Origin of the sequence: Cupriavidus sp. SS-3 (genome assembly GCF_035818815.1) — a bacterium.
In the GTDB taxonomy this organism is placed as follows: Bacteria; Pseudomonadota; Gammaproteobacteria; order Burkholderiales; family Burkholderiaceae; genus Cupriavidus; species Cupriavidus taiwanensis_C.
This window is the reverse complement of record NZ_JAYLVT010000008.1, coordinates 243261-262616: the sequence shown is the minus strand read 5'-3', so window position 1 is coordinate 262616 and position 19356 is coordinate 243261. Positions and strand designations below refer to the sequence as shown.

Genomic DNA, 19356 nt, shown 5'->3' with positions numbered 1-19356 from the left:
ATGTTCGCAGAGTGGAAAGCCATAAGGTTATAAACTGGGGAGGGATCAGATTGGAATTGAGTCTGCAATTTGGCTTCGGCATGATGGAGCACTGCCGTTTTCTAGTTCGCTCGTGGGCGGGAGGGACGGTGGTGCTTAGCCCGCGCGACATGACTACATCCCAGATGTCCCAACTATCAGCGGACATCATTAGGAGTGGCGGGGAAGTCCTTGTAGACCCGCAGCTCTATCTGCCTAAAGCCAATCATCAGCGCCTTACAAGTCATGACCACTGGCCAAATGGCGGTGGGCTGCACAGTCCCAGCGAACTACCCCGTGTATTGAGTGCACTCGCGGAACGCAATAATGAATGCGGCGCCAACAAGGTAATTCTTCCCGGCACACTCGCAAGTCGAATTGACGGTACGTGGATCAGTGCAACAGAGCTAATACTTGACGCTGCCGGCCGTGCCGGAATGAATGCGGACCAAACCATACTAACGGTGGCTTTGGGATCCGATGCCGTCCGCGACAACCGACAAGTCGAATTGCTTGTGGAAGCGATAGATCGCTGGAATACCTCGGCCATCTACCTCATAGTCGAGCCACCTTCGCCGTCCTACTTGGTTGGAGACCCCACGTGGACGACAAATGTTCTCGACATAGTCGCGAGCACCAAGCTCGCCGGGAAGGGCGTCATCGTCGGCTACGCCAACCAGCAGATGCTTTTTGCCGCTTGTGCGGGTGCGGACGCCATATGCTCTGGCACTTGGATGAACGTGAGGTCGTTTACGCAAGGGCGTTTTCTGTCGGTAGAAGACGACGAGATCAAACAGCGCTCCACTTGGTACTACGCGCCGCATTTGTTCTCGGAGTACAAGATTCCTACGCTTGACATTGCGAAGAAAATCGGATTACTCGAGCTAGTGCGGACCCAAAGCCGGTATGGCAGCGAGTTCGCGGAACCGCTATTTACTGTTCCTCAGCCTAGCTTGGCGGGCTTCACCGAGCAACACGCTTTCCGACATTTTTTGCAGTCGATGCGCGTTCAAGCGGAAGAATATTCGCAACCTAGCTTTGATCAATCCCTTGCAACCTATCGAACAGCACTGGACCAAGCGGAAGCAACTCTGACGCAGCTCCGGCAAAAATCGATCACCGGGCAGCAGCGTGACTTTCTCGGTTCCGAGTGCATTGATGCAAATAGAGCTGCCCTGCAGGTCCTCGAACAAAATCATGGCCCACGGCTTCGCAGGGCATGGAGTAAGTTCGCCGGCTAGCCACTTTCATCGAAATCGTTACTGCAATTGATACTTTCCAAATCGGATCACCTCCTCGCCGATCCAAGCATTCAGCTCCGTCAAACGGTCTTGCAGTGGCAGTACTTCATTGCGGGCAAAAACCATAGCGGCCTTTTCTGCGTCTCCAAAGCCTCCGGTGTTGTTGGGAATGATGCCCATCAATTGCGGGGGCACGCGATGCGCTGCCAGTTGGTCGTCGCGCGTAACATTCTTGATGTTCCAGAACTCGTCCTTGGCGGCCACTTCTGAGACCGGCAGTAGCTGGATCCCGTCCTTCTTCCCGCCCGGCGCGTACATGAACAGATTGCGGAAATTCCCCGGCCCTTTGGACTCCTTGAGCGCCTTGCGCAGGACGTCCACGTCTTCCTGCTTCTGCGCGGCATCGGTCATGTACAGAATGAAGCCGGCGTGGCTACCGTTCTTGTAGTAGCGCCGGCGGAAAAGCGTGGCCGATTCGTTGAGCCAGGTAGCGTTGAGCGCCGACAGGTATTCCGGCAGGCCGTACACCTCCTGATTGATGTCCGGCTCCAGCAGGTGAAAGACGCTGCCTCGCTTGAAGGTGTGCTTGTCCTGCCAGTTCTGCACGAAATGGTAGGTCTCCAGATCCACGCCCCGCCGCACATACTTGGCCATCGCCGGCTCCAGCGCAATGGGCTTGCCGAACACGTTGTCCCGCCGCTCCAGATAGCCGTTGCCGAACACCAGAAAGTCCTGGACCCATCGCGCAAATGCCGAGCGCGACAGCAGTTTGTGCGGGATGAAGGTCGAGACCAGGATATTGCGCTTCACGTAGATGGGCGAGCTGTTGTGGACGGCCGCCCGGAAGCTGCGCGCCAGCCCATCCCACGGCAGCGGCGGCTCGTACCAGTCGCCCACGCGCATGCACTCCACGTAGTCGAGCAGCTCGCGCCGGTCCAGGACCGCCACTGGGTCGCCGAAGCTAAACGCCTCCACAGAGGCAGCGCGCGCCGGCTCGGCCGGCACAGGTGCGGCGCTATGGGACGCGCTGCGATATTTCTTGCGGGTCATGAGAACTCCAAAATGCTGGTGTTGGTGGTGGTCACGCCTTCGATCGGCTCGTGCGCCAGCGCGTGCATGCAGGCCCAGGCCAGATCGGCGTGGCTCGTTTCTTCAGAGCGGCCGGCCTGGTAGGTGACACGGCCGCCTGCGGCGGTGGTCGTCTTGCGGATCGACATGAAAGACGCGGCGAAGTCCGTCCAGCCGGCATCGAACTCAAGGCGCCCCTTGCTGATGACGTCGGTGGCCTTGAGGACCAGGCCAGTCTTCACGTCGACCGAATAGGTGAATCCCTGTGCTTCGGGGCGTGTCTTCAGCACGACCTTGTAGACGGCATCTCCAACCCCGGTGCGGTCGATGCCGATGTAGGTCACGTTGTAGCGCTCGCAGACCTTCAGGATGGCGGCGGCCTGCTCTTCATAATCAATGCCTCGGAACTGGTGCTTCTCCAGCGCCCGGAACTTGCCTCCCGGCACAAGTGGCGGCGCGACCACCACGAGCGCGGCGCTGTCACCGCCGCCACCATTCGGGTCGTAGCCCACCCACACTTCACGGTTGCCCAGCGGCCGCGGTGACCAGTGCCGGAAGTCCTCCCAAACCTCCCAGCTATCAACCATGCAGCGCATCAGCATCGACAACGGGAAGACGGACGCTGTGTCGTCAATGAAGCCGCACATCAACAGGTTCTCGAAGTCAGCGTCGCTGTACTCGCGGCGCAGCTGCTCCAGGTCGAACAGGTTGCAGCCGCCGCGCACCGCATCCTCGACGGTCACCACCTGGCGCCACTGCCCGTCCGCGCAGCGCCGGCCTGCCTGCAGATGCGCGTGGCTGACGTCCACCTGCACATGCTGGTCTTTCCTGCGCCCGCGGTTGAACAAGGCGCCCGACCAGAAGGGATACGCCTCATGCGCCAGGCTCGATGGTGTCGAGAAATACGTCTGCCGCCACTTCGCATGGATCGCCATGCCGGAGGCCACCTTGCGCAGCTCCTGGAAGCGCTGGATCCAGAAATACTCGTCCAGGTACAGGTTGCCGTGATAGCTCTGGGCCGTGCGCGCGTTGGTGCCGAGGAAATACAGCGTCGCGCCGTTGGGCAGCACCAGCGGATCCCCCTTCAACTCCACGCCCGCGGCGTCCTTGGCAAACTGGATGATGTAGTGCTTGAAGACGTGGGCCTGTGCTTTGCTGGCTGACAGAAAGATCTGATTCCGGCCGGTCGTCAGCGCGTCGATGAAGGCTTCGCGGGCGAAGTACCAAGTCGCACCGATCTGGCGGCTCTTCAGGATGTTGCGGATGCGCTCGACCAGGCCGGCTTCGTACCAGACGCGCTGGTAGTCGAACATCGAATCCATGAAGGCATCGATCAGCTGGGCTTGCTCGTCTTCGCTGATCGCATTGCGCTCCGGCTTCTTCCGCGGGCCCTTGTTGCGGTTGGCCACCTTCGGGTTGAGATCGGCCTCGTTCCCGCTGTCCTCATATCGCCGCACGCGCGCCAGGCGCTCAATCTGCCGGCCAAGCAGATCGATCTCCTTGTAGTCCTTCCCTTCCTTCTTCTCCTTGGCCACCAGTAGCGCCATGCGCGCTTCGATGCTGGTACCGATGCGCTCCACGGCATCAGCCTTGTCCCACTCATCGCGGCGCTTCCAGCTGTGCACGGTCACGGGCTTCACGCCAAGCATTTCCGCAATACGCGCGACCCGATAGCCCTGCCAGTAGAGCGCGCGCGCGATGCGCCGCGGCTCCATTTCTGGATCGAACGAATGGATGGAAAGAGGCGGAAGCGTAGTCATGCCGCAACGCTACCGGTCGCGCGCGCGCGTGCCACGTGAGCGGTGTTGTAGCGCTCTGTCGCACAACACGATTGCGTTGCCCGCGCGCGGCGGCCCGCCCAACATGGCAGCACGACGTAACCACACGGAACCACGACCGAAGAGGAACCCATGGCCGGCAAGAACCCGAAGTTTTTCCGCATTGCCACCGAAGGCGCGACCAGCGACGGCCGCGTGATTGACCGCGAGATGCTGGTGCAGATGGCGGCGAGCTATGACCCGGACACCTACGGGGCGCGCATCAACCTGGAGCACATCCGCGGCATCGTGCCCGATGGCCCGTTCAAGGCGTACGGTGACGTGCTGGCGCTCAAGACCGAGGAGGAAGGCGGCAAGATGCGCCTCTACGCGCAGCTGGACCCCACAGCCGAGCTGATCGCCTTCAACAAGGCGCGGCAGAAGGTGTTCTGCTCCATGGAAGTGAACCCGGATTTCGCCGACACCGGCGAAGCCTATCTGGTTGGCCTGGCTGTCACCGACAACCCTGCCAGCCTGGGCTGCGAAATGCTCCAGTTTAGCGCCAAGGCGAAGACCAACCCGCTGGCCGAGCGCAAGCAGGATCCGAACAACCTGTTCTCCGAGGCCGTGCCGGTCGAGCTCGACTTCCCCAGCGATACGCCCGCCACCGCGCCCGCGGCCGGCTTTGCTGCCAGCATCAAGAAGCTCTTCGCCCGCCAGGACAAGTCGGACGCCGGCAACGACGCGCGTCACGCCGACATGCAGGAAGCCGTGCAGACCATTGCCAAGGAAGTGCAGAGCCTGGGCGAAACGTTCAGCAAGGCAATCAGTGGCGTCACCGAGCGCCTGGACGCCCTGCAGGCCGACCAGGCCAAGGAGAAGGAAGCGTTCAGCACACTCAAGGGCGCGCTGGAGAAGAAGGAGGACTTCAGCCGTCGCCCGCCCGCCACCGGCGGTGACGGCAGCGTCATCGAAACCGACTGCTGAGCCGGCCCCCGGACAGCAACACAACAACCCACCGGAGCCAACTCAATGCGCAACGATACCCGCCGCAAGTACGCGGCATACGAAGCCAAAATCGCCGAGATCAACGGCGTCGAGCGCGTGGATCGCAAGTTCAGCGTGCAGCCCAGCGTCCAGCAGAAGCTGGAAACCAAGGTGCAGGAATCCAGCGAATTCCTGGGCCGGATCAACGTCTACGGCGTGACCGAGCAGGAAGGCGAGAAGATCGGCCTCGGCGTGTCGGGTCCGGTGGCCAGCACCACCGACACCGCGGCGCAGGACCGCCAGACCCGCGATATTGCGACGCTGGATGACCGCAACTACCGCTGCGAGCAGACCAACTCGGACACTCACATCACCTACCGCATGCTGGATGCCTGGGCCAAGTTCCCCGACTTCCAGACCCGCATCCGCGACGCCATCCTGCGTCGCCAGGCGCTGGATCGCATCATGATCGGCTTCAACGGCGTGAGCCGCGCCGCCACCTCCGACCGTGCCACCAACCCGATGCTGCAGGACGTCAACAAGGGCTGGCTGCAGCACCTGCGCGAGGAAGCACCGGAGCGCGTGATGAAGGACGGCAAGGCGCTGGGCAAAATCATCGTCGGCGGCCCGGACACCGATGCTGCGCGCGACTATGCCAGCCTCGACGCCCTGGTGTTCGACATGTGCAGCCACCTGGTCGCGCCGTGGTACGCCGAAGACCCCGACCTGGTGGTGGTGTGCGGCCGCCAGCTGCTGGCCGACAAGTATTTCCCGCTGCTGAACAAGGACCGCGACCCGACGCAGAAACTGGCCACCGACATCATCATGAGCCAGAAGCGTATCGGCAACCTGCCGGCGGTGCGGGTGCCCTACTTCCCGCCGGCTGCCCTGCTGGTCACGCGCCTGGACAACCTGTCGATCTACTACCAGGAAGGCTCGCGCCGGCGCACGATCGTCGACAACGCCAAGCGCGACCGCATCGAGAACTACGAGTCCAGCAACGACGCGTACGTGATCGAGGATCTCGCCTGCGCCGCCATGGCCGAGAACATCGAGGTGGCCGCCGAATGACGAGCCCCGCCCGCAACCACTTCTTGCGTGTGAGCGCGCAGCGGGCGGCAGCCGCCGCCGAGGCCGACAACCCGCTGCACCATGCCTCTGGCCATGAGCTGATGCTGGCGCAGCTGGCCGAGCACAAGCGCCAGCTCAAGCAAATCCAGTCGATCGAGCGCAAGGCCGACGCCAAGCGCGCCATGCTGCCGGCCTATGCGGCTTGGGTGCAGGGTGTGCTGGACGCCGACACCGGCGTGCAGGACGAGGTCTTCATGCACGTGATGGTCTGGCACATCGACGTGGGCGACTTCGCCGGCGCCCTTCCGCTGGCCAGCTACGCCATCCGCCACGGCCTGGTGATGCCAGACCAGTACCAGCGCACGACGGCGTGCCTGATCGCCGAGGAGTACTCGGCCATGACAATCAAGGCGGTGGAAGCTGGACACCCGGTCGACGTCGACGCCCTCGGCCAGGTCGGCATGCTGGTCAACGACCAGGACATGCCCGACGAAGTGCGCGCCAAGCTGCACAAGGCGGTCGGCTACGCCCATGCCGCACTGGTCGACACCACGCCGGCCGAGCGCCAGCAGGAGCGCCGCGAGTTCGCGCTGCGCAACCTGCGCCGTGCACTGGAGCTGCACGACAAGGTCGGCGTCAAGAAGGATATCGAGCGCCTCGAGCGCGAGATCAAGAACGCAGCAGCAGCCGGCGCCAAGGAGGGCGACGGCCGCAGCTGACACCGAGCGTGACCCCGCGCATCAGGCGGCACGGGGCATCCCATGGGCGCGCCGGCTACATGCCGGCCAACCCTGACGATTGCCCCGTCCACCGCCTCCACGACCAGCGACCCCATGTCATCTTTCATCGCCACCGCTACGGCAACCCCCGGCCAGAACCTGATCGCCAACGATGGCTTCTTCCCGGCCATCGACGTCGACCAGGCATCAGCCGCCATGCGTCAGGACGGCACCGTAACACCGGACCGACTGCGCGCGGCACTGATCGAGGCGGCGTTGTCGGTCAACGCGGAATTGGATAGCTGGAAGGCAGCCCAGCAGGCCGCGGGCCATGCCACGCTGGACGCCGTACCGGCAGCGCGAATCGACGGCAAGTCCGCCAATCTGCACCGCTACCTGCGCGCGCTGTATTGCCAGGCGCGCGCGGGCCTGATCGAGCGATACCGAGACTACGACGCCACGGCGGCCGGCAACAAGACGGCCGAAGCGCTGCTGCAAGCGGTGGAAGACCTGCGGCGCGACGCGCGGTGGGCCATCAGCGACCTGCTGGGCATCACCCGCACCACCGTGGAGCTGATCTGATGCGCGTGCGAACCCTCCAAGGTGACACCGTCGACGCGGTCTGCCAGCGCGTCTACGGGCGCACCGCCGGCGTTACCGAGGCCGTGCTTGCGGCCAATCCCGGCCTGGCCGATCTCGGTCCAGTCCTCCCCCACGGCACGGTCATCGACCTGCCCGACACCTCTCCACAGCCTGCCGTCCAGCGCGTGCAGCTGTGGGACTGACCCAAGGATTCGACCATGGCTGAACCCATTTCCACCGGCACCACCACCGCCATTGCCGTGACCGGCGTTGGGGCCATCACCCTGCTGCCCGGCGTGGACGCGGCGACGGTGCTCGGCGCCTTTGCCGGCGCCGCGGTATTCGCGCTCAATTCCGACGACATGTCGACAGCCAAGAAGCTCGCTTTCCTGGTGCTGTCCATCGTGGCGGGCTGCCTGGCCGCACCGTTGGCTGCTGCGCTGATCGCCAAGGCGCTGCCCACCGACGCAGAGGTGAGCCATGGCGTCGGCGCGCTGGTGGCCTCCGCGGTGATCGTCAAGCTCCTGTTGGTGCTGATCCGCGTGGCCGGCAATGGAGACCGCCTCGTCGGCTACTTCCGCGGTAACGGACAAGGAGGCAACAAGTGACGATTCTCTTCTTCATCCAGGCAGCGCTGTGCGCGCTGATCGCCATGCGCCTGCTGCTCTTCCGACGCGCAGGCGCCGCTCACCGGCCTTGGGCCGCGCGTCTGGCCTATGTGTTAATCGTGCTGGCGGGCGCCGTGACCATCGGCGTGCTGTTCGGCCGCTACGAGTGGGCCATGCTCGCTCAGAACGGTATCACCGCGGTGCTGTGCCTCGCCTTGTATGCCGTGCGGGGCAATGTGGTGGAGCTGTTCCGCATGGCGGAGGCCGACGGTGGCGGCTCTTGGCTCGTTCGCTTCCTGCGGAGATCCTGCGATGACCATCCTGCGACCCGGTGACGTTGGCGCCGACGTACGCGAGCTGCAGCGCCTGCTGCGCGAGCGTGGCGCCCAACTGGAGATGACGGGCGACTTTGACGCCGCGACACTCGCAGCCGTGCGGGCCGCGCAGGCACGATACGGCCTGGTGGTCGATGGTATCGCCGGGCCCAAAACGCTCCTGGCCCTGCAGCAGGACACGCGTCAGCCGGCACATCTGAGCGCCGCCGATTTGCAGCGTGCCGCCGACGTGCTGGAGGTGCCCCTGGCGGCAGTGCGGGCGGTGAATGAGGTGGAGAGCCGCGGTTCCGGCTTCCTGGCGGATGGCCGCCCGGTGATCTTGTTCGAGCGGCACATCATGTACCGGCAACTGAAGGCGGCCGGCCGTGACGCCGACGCGCTGGCAAGCCAATACCCGAACCTGGTCAACGCCGCACGGGGCGGCTATGCGGGCGGTGCCGCGGAGCACATGCGGCTCGCCCGAGCCGCTGACATCGATGAAGCCTGCGCACTCGGTGCGGCCAGCTGGGGACTGTTCCAGGTGATGGGCTATCACTGGGAGCGCCTTGGCTACCCCAGCGTGCAGGCGTTTTCAGCTTGCATGCGCGACAGCGAAGCCGCCCAGCTCGACGCGTTCGTGCGGTTCACCCTGACCGATCCGGCGCTGCACAAGGCACTCAAGGCTCGCCGCTGGCCAACGTTCGCCAGCCTTTACAACGGCCCGGCATACCGCGAGAACCTCTACGACGTGAAGCTGGCACGTGCCTTCGCGCGCTATGAAGCCGAAGAAAAGGAGCCGGCATGAATCGCACCCTGGCCCTCGTCCTCGCCGTCGGCGTGCTGCTGCTGGGTGTCGCCGGCACCGGCGCCTGGATGACGGATCGCTATCAGGCCGCGCAGAAGCGCGCCAGCGACGCCGAAGCGATGACCGCGAGCCTCCGGTCACAGCTCGACAGCACCGAGGCCGGCGTCATCAAGGTGACCGAGTATGTCGACCGCGTGCATACGGTCTATGTCAAGGGCGACACCATCATCAAGGAGATTCCGCGCTATGTCCCTGCTCAAGCTGATGCCGCTTGTACTATTCCCATTGGCTTTGTCCGCGTGCATGACGCCGCCGCTGCCGGCACCATGCTCGGTCCGGGTGCCGGAGATACTGATGCGGCCAGCTCGGGAATTGCACTCTCTGCCGTCGCCGGCGCCATTGCCGGCAACTACACCGTCTGCCACGCCAACGCCGAGCAGCTGAACGCCCTGCAGCAGTTGCTCCGGGACCAGGGCGCGTCCATCATCGGGGAGGCCCCCACGCCATGATGAAGCCCAACAGCCTGCGCGAAGCGCTGACGGGGGCGGTGCCGGATCTGGCCCGCCACCCGGAGAAGCTCCATGTGTTCGTGGACGAAGGCCGCCTGGTGGCTACCGGCGCCAGGTCGCTGTCCTTCGAGTATCGGTACACGCTGACGCTGATCGTGACGGACTTTGCGGCCGGATCCGACGAAATCATGGTGCCGGTTCTGGCCTGGCTGCGCGTCAATCAGCCCGAGCTGTTCTTCAGCCCGGCACAGCGCGAGGACGGTGTGAAGTTCGAGGCCGATATCCTGAACCACACCACAGTGGATCTGGCCCTGAAGCTGCCGCTAACCGAGCGTGTCACCGTGCGCGTCAACGGGACCGGCTACCAGGTAGAGCACCACCCGGAACCAGTCAACGAAGACGACGATCCGTCCACGTGGCTGCCGGCAGCGCCATGAGCGACTTCCGCACCCTGGAGGCATGGGCTGGCGCCCTGCTCTCTAACCTGGAGGCGCCAGCGCGGCGCGCGCTGGCGCGCGCCGTGGCCACAGAGATGCGCCGCCGCCAGGGCGCGCGCATCGCCGAGCAGCGCAATCCCGACGGATCGGCCTATGAGCCGCGCAAGCCGCAGCTGCGGCTAAGGCCGGGGCGCGTGCGCCGCGCGATGTTCGCGCGCCTGCGCACTACCCGCTTCCTCAAGATGGAGACGAGTCCGGACGCCGCCGTGGTGACCTTTGTCGGCCGCGCGCAGCGCATCGCCGCAGTCCACCAGTTCGGGCTGCGTGATCGGGTCAACCGGGCCGGCCTGGAAGTCACGTACCCGCAGCGCGAGCTGCTCGGCTTTGACGACGCCGACGTGGACCGCATCACCGATCTCGTGCTCGCACATCTCACCGCCTGAGACTGGCTGTTGTACGGCCGGATCTCACAACACCCGCCGCGTGACCGGTTCGCGCGCGCACGGCACGCTGGCGGGCATGGACTCCACCACCGAACTCGCCCGCCTGATCGAGAATCTGATCCGCCTCGGCACTGTTGCCGAGGTTGATACCGGCACCCCGCCGCGCGTGCGCATTGCCACGGGCGGCATCACCACCGATTGGCTGCCCTGGCTTGAGCGGCGCGCTGGCGCCACCCGCACCTGGAACCCACCGACCGTAGGCGAACAGGTGGTGATGCTGTGTCCAAGCGGCGAGCCGCGCAACGGCGTCATCCTGACGGGTCTGCCATCCGACGCGCGAGATGTGCCCAGCCACAGCGCCGACGAAACCGTCACCCTCTACCCGGACGGCGCCATCACGCGCTACAACCACGCCTCCGGCGCGCTGGAGGTGGCCGGTGTCAAGACCGTGCTGCTCCGGGCCGGGCAGCAGGTGGTGGTGGAGTGCCCGCAGACCACCTTCAAGGGCAATGTCACCGTCGAAGGCCTGTTCAGCTACCAGGGCGGTATGTCCGGTGAGGATGGCAGTGGTGGCGCCGGCACGCAAATCCACGGCAACATCACGCACTCCGGCGGCAGCCTGTCGTCCAACGGCGTGGTCCTGGACAGTCACGACCACGGCGGCGTCCTGCGGGGCGGCGACTGGACGGAGGGCATCCAGTGAGCTACCGCGGCATGAACGCCGGCACCGGTCGGATGCTGACCGACCGCGAGCACATCGCGCAATCGGTGCGCGACATCCTCACCACGCCGATCGGCACGCGTGTCATGCGGCGCGACTACGGCTCCCTGCTGCCGCAGTTGGTCGACCAGCCACTGCATCGCGCCACGCTTCTGCGCGCCATGTCGGCGTCGGTCATGGCCTTGGTCCGGTGGGAACCTCGACTGCGTGTCACCCGGGTGGCATTCGACGCTGGGGCAAATGGCGCCCTATCCATCGACATCGAGGGCGAGCGAGTGGACGGACCGCGCGCTGAGGCAACCCGCCTGCACATCCCCCTGCGCGGAGGCACCCCATGACCGCCACGCCCATCGACCTGTCCCGCCTGCCCGCGCCGAACGTGGTCGAGGTGATCGACTACGAAACGCTGCTGGCCGAACGCAAGGCGCATTTCGTTTCGCTGCATCCTGAAGCCGACCGCGAGGCCGTCGAAGAAACGCTCAAGCTGGAATCCGAACCGATCGTCAAAGCGCTGCAGGAATCGGCCTATCGCGAGATGGTGCTGCGCCAGCGCGTGAACGACGCGGCGCGCGCCGTCATGCTGGCCTACGCCAAGGATGCCGACCTGGACCACCTTGGTGCGCTGTTCGGCGTCAGGCGCTTGACCCTGACCCCTGCGGATCCCGAAAACGGCATTGCCGCGGTGATGGAGAGCAACTCGGACTTCCGCAAGCGCATCCAGCTGGCGCCGCAAGGCTTTTCGGTAGCAGGCCCGGCCGGCGCCTACCGCTCGCATGCGCTCGGCGCCGACGGCCGCGTTCTCGACGCATTGGCCACCAGCCCGGCGCCCTGCGAGGTGGTGGTGACGATCCTTTCGCGTGAAGGCAACGGCCAGGCGCCACAGGACTTGATCGACGCGGTGGCCGGCGTGCTGGGCGCGGATGACGTGAGGCCGCTCACTGATCTGGTCACAGTTCAATCGGCGGAGATCGTGCCCTACCGGGTACGCGCGAAAATTTACACCTTTCCCGGTCCGGATTCGGGTGTGGTGCTGACCGAGGCCAATGCACGCCTGGCAGCCTATACCGCGGAGACGCACCGCATCGGCCGTGAAGTCACGCTGTCGGGCCTGTATGCAGCCCTGCATGTGGACGGTGTCGAGCGCGTGGAGCTGCTGGAGCCCCTCGCCAATGTCAACGCGTCGCAGACCCAGGCAACCTATTGCAGCGGCACCGATATCCAGCATGGTGGCATCTATGGCTAACCTGCTGCCGCCCAACACCCCGCCGCTCGAGCGCTACATGGCCGAGGCCAACGCCCGGTTGGGCGCCGTCGCGTCTCCCCTGCGCACCCTGATGCGACCGGACGAAATCCCGGCATCCGTGCTGCCCTGGCTCGCCTGGCACATGGGCGTGGACGCCTGGAAAGCCTACTGGCCCGACCAAGTCAAGCGCGCCCGCGTCAAGGCCGCAATCCCGATCGCACGCAAGAACGGCACTGCCGCGGCCGTCCGGGAGGTCGTTGCTGCCTTCGGCGCCAACATCGCTCTGCGCGAGTGGTGGCAGGAGACCCCGAAGGGCACGCCCGGCACGTTCTCGCTGGTTCTGACCATCAGCGGCCGCGACGGCCAGGCCGCGACCGCGGCATTCGTCGCTGACGTGATCGCGGAAATCGACCGCACCAAGCCTGTACGCGCGCACTACACCGTCACCCAGGGACTGCAGGCGCAGGGTGGCCTCGCATTCGGTGGCGGCGCGCGCGCCGCTATCTACACCCGCCTCTCTCTTTCGGACGCCTGAGACATGCCAGGACTACTTTTCAAGCTCACCAGCGCTGGCCGCGCCGCCCTGGTCAACCCGGAGAACACCGGCACCGTATCGCGCCAGGTGGTGTCGGTCGGCATCGCAACCGCACCTTTTGCGCACAATGATGGCCTGACCGCGTTGCCCAACGAGCGCGCGCCGCGCTTGACCACCGTGGCGGGCGATACCGTCGCGGACGACACGATTCACGTGACCATGACGGACAACTCGGCCGACCAGTACACCATGTACGGGTTCGGCCTGTACCTGGACAACGGCGTGTTGCTCGGGACCTACGGCCAGGACACGCCCATCTTGGAGAAGTCGCCGGCGGCAATGATGCTGCTCGCGACCGATATCCTACTGACAACCGTCGAAGCGGCAGCCCTGACGTTCGGCAACACGTCGTTCCTCAACCCGCCTGCAACCACCACGGTAAAGGGTGTGGTCGAGCTGGCCGACAACACCGAAACGCAAACCGGAACGGACGCAACGCGGTCCGTCACGCCGGCAGGCCTCTCTTCGCGCACCGCAACCGATACGCGCACCGGCCTAGTCGAGCTGGCCACCAACAGCGAAACCCAAGCCGGCACGGACGCAACGCGGTCCGTCACGCCGGCCGGCCTCTCGTCGCGCACCGCGACCGAAACGCGCACCGGGCTCTTGGAAATTGCCACGCAGACGGAGGTCGACCAGGGAACCGATGATGCGCGCGCCGTGACCGCGAAGAAGCTGCTCGCGCGACTAAAGCTGCTGGGATTCGGCGGGGTCGGCACCGAAGGCGCCATCACCGATATGGATGACGCCACCGTGCCGGGCGGTTTGCTCTATGTTCCCGGCGCAGCAATCAATGTCCCGCTGAACCTCGGGCCAGGTGTGGCGCTGCATCGCCCGTACGGAACCGCTGGCTTTCAGCTCTTCTCTCCCTATAGCTCCGACCGCATCGTATTTCGCCGTCGCACCAGCAATGCGTGGCAGGCTTGGAAGGAACTCGCCCTTCTCGATAGCCCAACCTTTGTCGGCACCCCGCTGGTCCCGACTGCCGCCAAGGGCACAACCACCAAGCAAGCCGCGAGCACTGAATTCGTGATGGCGGCTATCGCCGACCTGGTCGCCTCGTCTCCGGGCACCCTCGACACGCTCAAGGAGCTGGCCGAGGCCCTGGGGAACGACCCAAATTTTGCGACCACCGTCACAACACAGCTCGGCAATAAGTTCGACAAGGCCGGCGGCGTGATCGGCCTGCAAACGTCCGGCTGGCCCGCCATCAACGCGCCGACCGCTCGAATCATCGACGGGGGGAATACGCAAGCTGCGAACGGGCCCAGTGGCGGCTTGGCTATCGAGTCATACGGGCCTGGCGTGCAGCTCATTGACCGGTCCGCAGGCGCTCGCAATGCTCGGTTGATGGCGGACGGCAGCATTCTGTCAGTGTCCTTCGACACCACTGCCGCGCCTGGCAGCTACGCATACCAGTTCCTGTTCAGCGCCGATGGATACATGGCAGTCGGCGGGCCGCTTTCGTCCGCTGCAGCCATTCGGATGGGGCTGCCGATACCTGGCGGAGCCGTTTCGCAGCATGGCATCTACAACAACGTGGAGTTCAACGAAACGGCCACGAGCACCGGAGCCACCTATTCGTCGATCCCGAGGGTCAAGGACGCCGCCTTCACGATGGCAAACCTTGTCGGCTTCTTCGCACCCACGCCAGTGGTTGGCGACAGTGCGACCGTGACAGAGTACGCCGGTCTTATGGCAAATGACGTGACGTTGCCGAACATTCTGCGCAAGATCGGCGCGCGGCTTCGCATGGGCGCAGGCCCTGACAAGTGGAACCTGTATGGGGACGGTACCGCATCGAACCACCTCGCAGGCAAGCTGCTGCTCGGCACTACTGCCGACAACGGCAATCTGCTGCAAGTCGCTGGGTCGGCCAGCATCGCTACCCGCCTATACCGCGGCCTGGACGCTGACCTTGCGGTCGGGGCAACCTCCATTGCAGGAATCCAGAATGCTGCCACCGGCAACGACAGCTACATCAACACGGCCCGGTTCTCCAATGACACCCAACCGGCCGGCATCAACATTGGTAAGTCGCGCGGTGTCACCGTAACGACCCAAGGCGCCGTCCTTTCCGGCGACCCGCTGGGCCATGTCAATTTCTGCGGCTCCGATGGCGTCGGCATGAACGTCGCCGCGCAAGTCGAGGTTGTCGCGAGCGAGAACTACACGACCACGGCCCGCGGCGCGCATATGGATTTCCGCACCACCGCGCCGGGGACCACTGCGCGGGCCGTGAAGATGCGCCTTGCAGACAACGGCGAGCTGCGAATCGGCAATACCGCGACCGATGGAAGCGGTGCGAAACTGCAGGTAACCGGCTATGCGACGGCTGACACCCCGCCGGCCGGCGACAGCTCGCGCAAGCTGGCGACGACCGCTTGGGTCATGTCGACTCTGCTAACCGCCTCTGTTGGGCAAATCATCATCGAGCCGCGCACCACCGCGCGCGCAGGCTGCTTGAAGCTGAACGGCGCGCTACTTAAGCGTGCGGACTACCCCGAGCTGTGGGCCTACGCTCAGGCAAGCGGCGCGATCGTGACGGACGCCGCATGGCTCGCCGGCTCCTGGGGATGCTTCTCCCACGGCGATGGCAACACGACGTTCCGCATCCCTGAGTATCGCGGCGAATACCTGCGGTTTTGGGACGACGCACGCGGCGCGGACGCTGGCCGGGGCATCGGTGTGTTCCAGGACAGCCAGAACAAGACCCACTCGCACGCCGCGTCCGCTACACCAGTCGGCGACCACAACCACGGTGCCTGGACCGATGCGCAAGGCTGGCACGGTCATGGCGTCAACGATCCCGGCCATGCCCATAGCTTCCAGACCTGGACCGGCGGTGGGGCGACCGGCGCTGGACGCGTCTCTGGTTCTTACGTAACGAACGCCGACGCGTGGGCCGGTACATCCGCCTCATATACCGGCATCTCGATCGCCGGCGATGGCTCGCACGCACACAACGTAGGGGTCGGCTACGCCGGCAATCACAGCCACACCATCACGGTCAATGCAGACGGCGGCGCGGAAGTTCGGGTTCGCAATATCTCCGCGCTCGCCATGATCCGTGCCTTCTAAGGAGTTTCCGCAAATGATGATCCACCACTACGACAGCCATACCGGCCAGTACATCTGCAGCGCGCTCGCCGACCCTGACCCGCGCAACCCCAACGCCTGGCTGCAGCCGGCATTTACCACGCTCGTACCGCTGCCCGAGCGCAATCGCTACGAATGGCCATTCTTCCGCGATGACGCATGGGTCATGCTGCCGGATTACCGGGGCGTCATTCTGTACCGCACGGAAAGCGGCGAGCCTGCCGAGCTGGGCGTCCCAGGCGTTACACCCCAGGAGGCGGGCCTTACTCCGGATCCGCGGCCGTCCGAGCTGCACCGCTGGACCGCCGAAGGCTGGACGCTCGACGCCGCCTTGGTCGCCGAGCGCACCCGTGCTGCTGCGATGGCCGAATTCGACCGCCTCATGGCGACCGCCAGGGAAGCGAACGCTGGCAAGGCAGACGCCTACGCGGCGGGCTTGCTGGACGCCGTAGGGACCGCCCTGTTCAAAGCCTGGTCCGCCTATCAGCTGGACCTGGTGCGCGTGGTCAATTCGACTGACTTCCCCGTCGTGGCCGACTGGCCCGAGGCGCCGAACGTCGAAGCCATCACGGCAGCCATTGAGGCAGAGGAAGCGGCAAAGGCCGCAGCCCGCGCCGAGTATGACGCCCTTGTGGCCCTGGCAAACGAAGCGACGGCAGGCAAAGCGGAGGCCTACGCGGCAGGACAACTCGACGCCGTGCAGAAGGCGATCTACGAGGCCTGGCTGTCCTTCCTGCTGCAACTGCAGCACGTCGCGTTGGCGCCGACATTCCCCCTCGGTGTCACGTGGCCCACGCAACCAGATGAGGCAGCCATCGAGGCGGGGGTTCATGCCAAGGACGGTGCGGCCAGTGCCGCCGAGGGCTCGTAACCACTGACCGCCGGGGCGCCAAGGCGTAGCGCCCTCAACTATTCGTTGTGCGGCTTCTGCCTACAACAGGAACCGCACGACAACCTCGCGCGTGCGCAGCATCCTGCCGGGACGATGCTTTCCATCGTCTGCCAATCTCCCGGAGGACTGCATGGCAACCGACTACCACCACGGCGTACGCGTCATCGAGGTCAACGATGGCACCCGCCCAATCCGCACTATCGCCACGGCCATTCCGGGCCTGGTGACCGTCGCCGAGGACGCCGATGCCACGGCGTTCCCCCTCGACACCCCCGTATTGCTGACGAACCCGCAGGCAGCCATCGGCAAGGCCGGCACCAAAGGCACGCTGCGCGCGAGCCTCGAGGCCATCACCGACCAGGCCAACCCGATGACGGTGGTCGTTCGTGTCGCCGAGGGCGCCACCGAAGCAGAGACCACCAGCAACCTGATCGGCACCACCAACGCCGCCGGCCGCTACACCGGCATGAAGGCCCTGCTGGCGGCGAAGACGCGTTTCGGCGTGACGCCGCGCATTCTGGCCGTGCCTGGGCTCGACAAGCTGGAGGTCGCCACGGCGCTCGCTTCGATCTGCCAGAAGCTGCGGGCCTTCGGCTATGTCAGCGCGCATGGCTGCGCCACCAAGGAAGAGGCGGTGGCCTACCGCGAGAACTTCGGCCAGCGCGAGCTGATGCTGCTGTGGCCAGACTTCGTGGGCTGGGACACAGCCAACAACGCCGAGCGCAACCTGTGGGCAACCGCCCGGGCGCTGGGCTTGCGCGCGAAGCTGGACGAGACGGTCGGGTGGCACAAGACAATCTCCAACGTCCCGGTCAACGGCGTCACCGGCGTCTCGAAGGACATCTACTGGGATCTGCAGGATCCGGCGACCGATGCCGGCTACCTCAACAGCAACGAGGTCACCACGCTGATCAATTTTGAGGGCTTCCGCTTCTGGGGCTCGCGCACCTGCAGTTCCGAGCCGCTGTTCGCCTTCGAGAGCGCCACCCGCACCGCGCAGATCCTGGCAGACACCATGGCCGATGCCCACGCCTGGGCCATCGACCTGCCGCTCACGGCTTCGCTGGCCCGCGACATCGTCGAGGGCCTCAATGCAAAGTTCCGCGAGTGGACGCGTCTTGGCTACCTGATGGGCGGCACCGCTTGGCTGGATGGCGGCATCAACACCAAGGACACGCTCAAGGACGGCAAGCTGTGGATCGACTACGACTACACGCCGGTCCCGCCGCTGGAGAACCTGCAGCTGCGCCAGCGCATCACCGACCGCTACCTGATGGACTTCGCCGCGTCGGTGAACGGCTGATAGCGGGCATTCAAGAAAGGAAACCACCATGGCAATGCCACGCAAACTCAAGAACTTCAACGTCTTCGCCGACGGCGTGAGCCACGTCGGCGAATGCGAGGAGATCACCCTGCCGAAGCTGACGCGCAAGCTCGAGGAATACCGCGCCGGAGGCATGAACGGTCCCATCGACCTGGACTTCGGGAACGAGAAGTTGGAGCTGGAGACCACCTACGGCAGCATCATGCGCGAGATCCTGAAGCAGTACGGGGTCACGCGAGCCTCTGCCGCGATGGTGCGCTTCGCCGGCGCCTACCAGCGCGACGACACGGGCGACATGGACGCGGTCGAAGTGGTCGTGCGCGGCCGCCACACCGAGCTTGACTTCGGCACCGGCAAGGTCGGTGACAGCAGCCAGTTCAAGGTCAAGTCTTCGCTCGCCTACTACAAGCTGACGATCAACGGGGAAGTGTGGGTCGAGATCGACCACGAAAACTTCATCGAGGTCGTGTTCGGCGTGGATCGTCTGGCCGAGCAGCGCCGCGCGATGGGCCTGTAAACCCAGACCGCATACAGTCCGCTGGCCCGCTTTGGGCCAGCGCCCCACCTTTTCCGAGAGCCATCATGAACGAAGTGAAGTCCGAAACCATCACGCTGGATACCCCGATCACTCGCGGCAAGGAAGTCATCACCGCCATTACCGTGCGCAAGCCTGCTGCAGGCGAGCTGCGCGGCTGCAGCCTGGTCGACCTCATGCGCATGGAAGTCACGGCGCTGCATACGGTGCTGCCCCGCATCACCACGCCGACCCTGACCGCGCATGACGTGAGCCAGCTGGATCCGGCGGACATGACGCAGCTGGCCACGGCGGTGAGCGGTTTTTTGCTGCCGAAGGCGGCGAAGGCCGAGGCCTACCCGCCCGAGTCGAAGACGCCATCGCCGACGTTGCAGTGATTTTTCATTGG

At 65.0% G+C, this 19356-nt stretch carries 23 protein-coding genes; 21 read left to right on the top strand and 2 right to left on the bottom strand.

From position 1 onward, the window contains the following. Positions 1 to 50: 50 nt before the first annotated feature. On the top strand, positions 51 to 1259 hold the full coding sequence (locus U9J39_RS15165; protein WP_326347421.1) for a hypothetical protein: 1209 nt from the start codon (positions 51 to 53) through the stop codon (positions 1257 to 1259). An 18-nt stretch (positions 1260 to 1277) separates the two neighbouring features. On the opposite strand, the gene U9J39_RS15160 is transcribed toward U9J39_RS15165, so the two are convergent. Both U9J39_RS15160 and U9J39_RS15155 read right to left on the bottom strand, forming a co-directional pair. Continuing rightward, positions 1278 to 2309 (bottom strand): phage portal protein, encoded by a 1032-nt coding sequence (locus U9J39_RS15160; protein ID WP_326347420.1) that lies wholly within the window; start codon positions 2307 to 2309, stop codon positions 1278 to 1280. Next, entirely contained in the window at positions 2306 to 4087 is a 1782-nt protein-coding gene (locus U9J39_RS15155; RefSeq protein ID WP_326347419.1) for a terminase ATPase subunit family protein, read from the bottom strand. The genes U9J39_RS15160 and U9J39_RS15155 overlap by 4 nt, the downstream gene beginning before the upstream one ends. Positions 4088 to 4237: 150 nt before the next feature. Here U9J39_RS15155 and U9J39_RS15150 point away from each other — a divergent pair, with 150 nt between their 5' ends. The 20 genes from U9J39_RS15150 (at position 4238) to U9J39_RS15055 (ending at position 19345) form a co-directional block, all read left to right on the top strand. After that, positions 4238 to 5071 carry a GPO family capsid scaffolding protein gene (locus U9J39_RS15150; RefSeq protein WP_326347418.1) on the top strand — a complete coding sequence of 278 codons (834 nt, stop codon included), beginning with the start codon at positions 4238 to 4240 and terminating at the stop codon, positions 5069 to 5071. A gap of 45 nt (positions 5072 to 5116) precedes the next feature. Beyond that, a complete protein-coding gene (locus tag U9J39_RS15145; protein WP_326347417.1) occupies positions 5117 to 6142 on the top strand; it encodes a phage major capsid protein, P2 family in 1026 nt (341 codons plus the stop codon). Beyond that, a complete protein-coding gene (locus tag U9J39_RS15140) occupies positions 6139 to 6861 on the top strand; it encodes a phage terminase small subunit (protein ID WP_326347416.1) in 723 nt (240 codons plus the stop codon). Before U9J39_RS15145 ends, U9J39_RS15140 begins: the two co-directional genes overlap by 4 nt. Positions 6862 to 6975: 114 nt before the next feature. Continuing rightward, positions 6976 to 7443 carry a head completion/stabilization protein gene (locus U9J39_RS15135; RefSeq protein ID WP_326347415.1) on the top strand — a complete coding sequence of 156 codons (468 nt, stop codon included), beginning with the start codon at positions 6976 to 6978 and terminating at the stop codon, positions 7441 to 7443. Continuing rightward, positions 7443 to 7646 carry a tail protein X gene (locus U9J39_RS15130; RefSeq protein ID WP_174078761.1) on the top strand — a complete coding sequence of 68 codons (204 nt, stop codon included), beginning with the start codon at positions 7443 to 7445 and terminating at the stop codon, positions 7644 to 7646. Before U9J39_RS15135 ends, U9J39_RS15130 begins: the two co-directional genes overlap by 1 nt. A 15-nt stretch (positions 7647 to 7661) precedes the next feature. Continuing rightward, the gene (locus U9J39_RS15125) at positions 7662 to 8051 is read left to right on the top strand and encodes a putative holin (protein WP_326347414.1); all 390 of its coding nucleotides are present in this window, start codon (positions 7662 to 7664) and stop codon (positions 8049 to 8051) included. Next, positions 8048 to 8386 (top strand): phage holin family protein, encoded by a 339-nt coding sequence (locus U9J39_RS15120; RefSeq protein WP_326347413.1) that lies wholly within the window; start codon positions 8048 to 8050, stop codon positions 8384 to 8386. Before U9J39_RS15125 ends, U9J39_RS15120 begins: the two co-directional genes overlap by 4 nt. Continuing rightward, positions 8364 to 9170, top strand: coding sequence for an N-acetylmuramidase domain-containing protein (locus U9J39_RS15115; protein ID WP_326347411.1), 807 nt, complete (start codon positions 8364 to 8366; stop codon positions 9168 to 9170). Before U9J39_RS15120 ends, U9J39_RS15115 begins: the two co-directional genes overlap by 23 nt. Further along, a complete protein-coding gene (locus U9J39_RS15110) occupies positions 9167 to 9679 on the top strand; it encodes a hypothetical protein (RefSeq protein ID WP_326347410.1) in 513 nt (170 codons plus the stop codon). Before U9J39_RS15115 ends, U9J39_RS15110 begins: the two co-directional genes overlap by 4 nt. Then, positions 9676 to 10116, top strand: a complete 441-nt coding sequence (locus U9J39_RS15105) for a phage tail protein (RefSeq protein ID WP_326347409.1) — start codon at positions 9676 to 9678, stop codon at positions 10114 to 10116. The genes U9J39_RS15110 and U9J39_RS15105 overlap by 4 nt, the downstream gene beginning before the upstream one ends. Then, on the top strand, positions 10113 to 10559 hold the full coding sequence (locus U9J39_RS15100; protein ID WP_326347408.1) for a phage virion morphogenesis protein: 447 nt from the start codon (positions 10113 to 10115) through the stop codon (positions 10557 to 10559). Before U9J39_RS15105 ends, U9J39_RS15100 begins: the two co-directional genes overlap by 4 nt. Before the next feature lie 76 nt (positions 10560 to 10635). Then, a complete protein-coding gene (locus tag U9J39_RS15095) occupies positions 10636 to 11262 on the top strand; it encodes a phage baseplate assembly protein V (RefSeq protein WP_326347407.1) in 627 nt (208 codons plus the stop codon). Between the two features lie 11 nt (positions 11263 to 11273). After that, the gene (locus U9J39_RS15090) at positions 11274 to 11618 is read left to right on the top strand and encodes a GPW/gp25 family protein (protein WP_326347406.1); all 345 of its coding nucleotides are present in this window, start codon (positions 11274 to 11276) and stop codon (positions 11616 to 11618) included. Continuing rightward, entirely contained in the window at positions 11615 to 12523 is a 909-nt protein-coding gene (locus U9J39_RS15085) for a baseplate J/gp47 family protein (RefSeq protein ID WP_326347405.1), read from the top strand. Before U9J39_RS15090 ends, U9J39_RS15085 begins: the two co-directional genes overlap by 4 nt. Beyond that, positions 12516 to 13058 carry a phage tail protein I gene (locus U9J39_RS15080; RefSeq protein ID WP_326347404.1) on the top strand — a complete coding sequence of 181 codons (543 nt, stop codon included), beginning with the start codon at positions 12516 to 12518 and terminating at the stop codon, positions 13056 to 13058. Before U9J39_RS15085 ends, U9J39_RS15080 begins: the two co-directional genes overlap by 8 nt. Positions 13059 to 13061: 3 nt before the next feature. Beyond that, complete coding sequence (locus U9J39_RS15075; RefSeq protein ID WP_326347403.1) at positions 13062 to 16199, top strand: hypothetical protein; 3138 nt, start codon at positions 13062 to 13064, stop codon at positions 16197 to 16199. Positions 16200 to 16212: 13 nt separating this feature from the next. Further along, on the top strand, positions 16213 to 17088 hold the full coding sequence (locus U9J39_RS15070; RefSeq protein WP_326347402.1) for a tail fiber assembly protein: 876 nt from the start codon (positions 16213 to 16215) through the stop codon (positions 17086 to 17088). Between the two features lie 151 nt (positions 17089 to 17239). Further along, positions 17240 to 18412, top strand: a complete 1173-nt coding sequence (locus tag U9J39_RS15065) for a phage tail sheath protein (protein WP_326347401.1) — start codon at positions 17240 to 17242, stop codon at positions 18410 to 18412. Between the two features lie 28 nt (positions 18413 to 18440). Then, a complete protein-coding gene (locus U9J39_RS15060) occupies positions 18441 to 18950 on the top strand; it encodes a phage major tail tube protein (RefSeq protein ID WP_012352214.1) in 510 nt (169 codons plus the stop codon). A gap of 65 nt (positions 18951 to 19015) precedes the next feature. Continuing rightward, entirely contained in the window at positions 19016 to 19345 is a 330-nt protein-coding gene (locus U9J39_RS15055) for a phage tail assembly protein (protein WP_041232082.1), read from the top strand. The last annotated feature ends 11 nt before the right edge of the window (positions 19346 to 19356 follow it).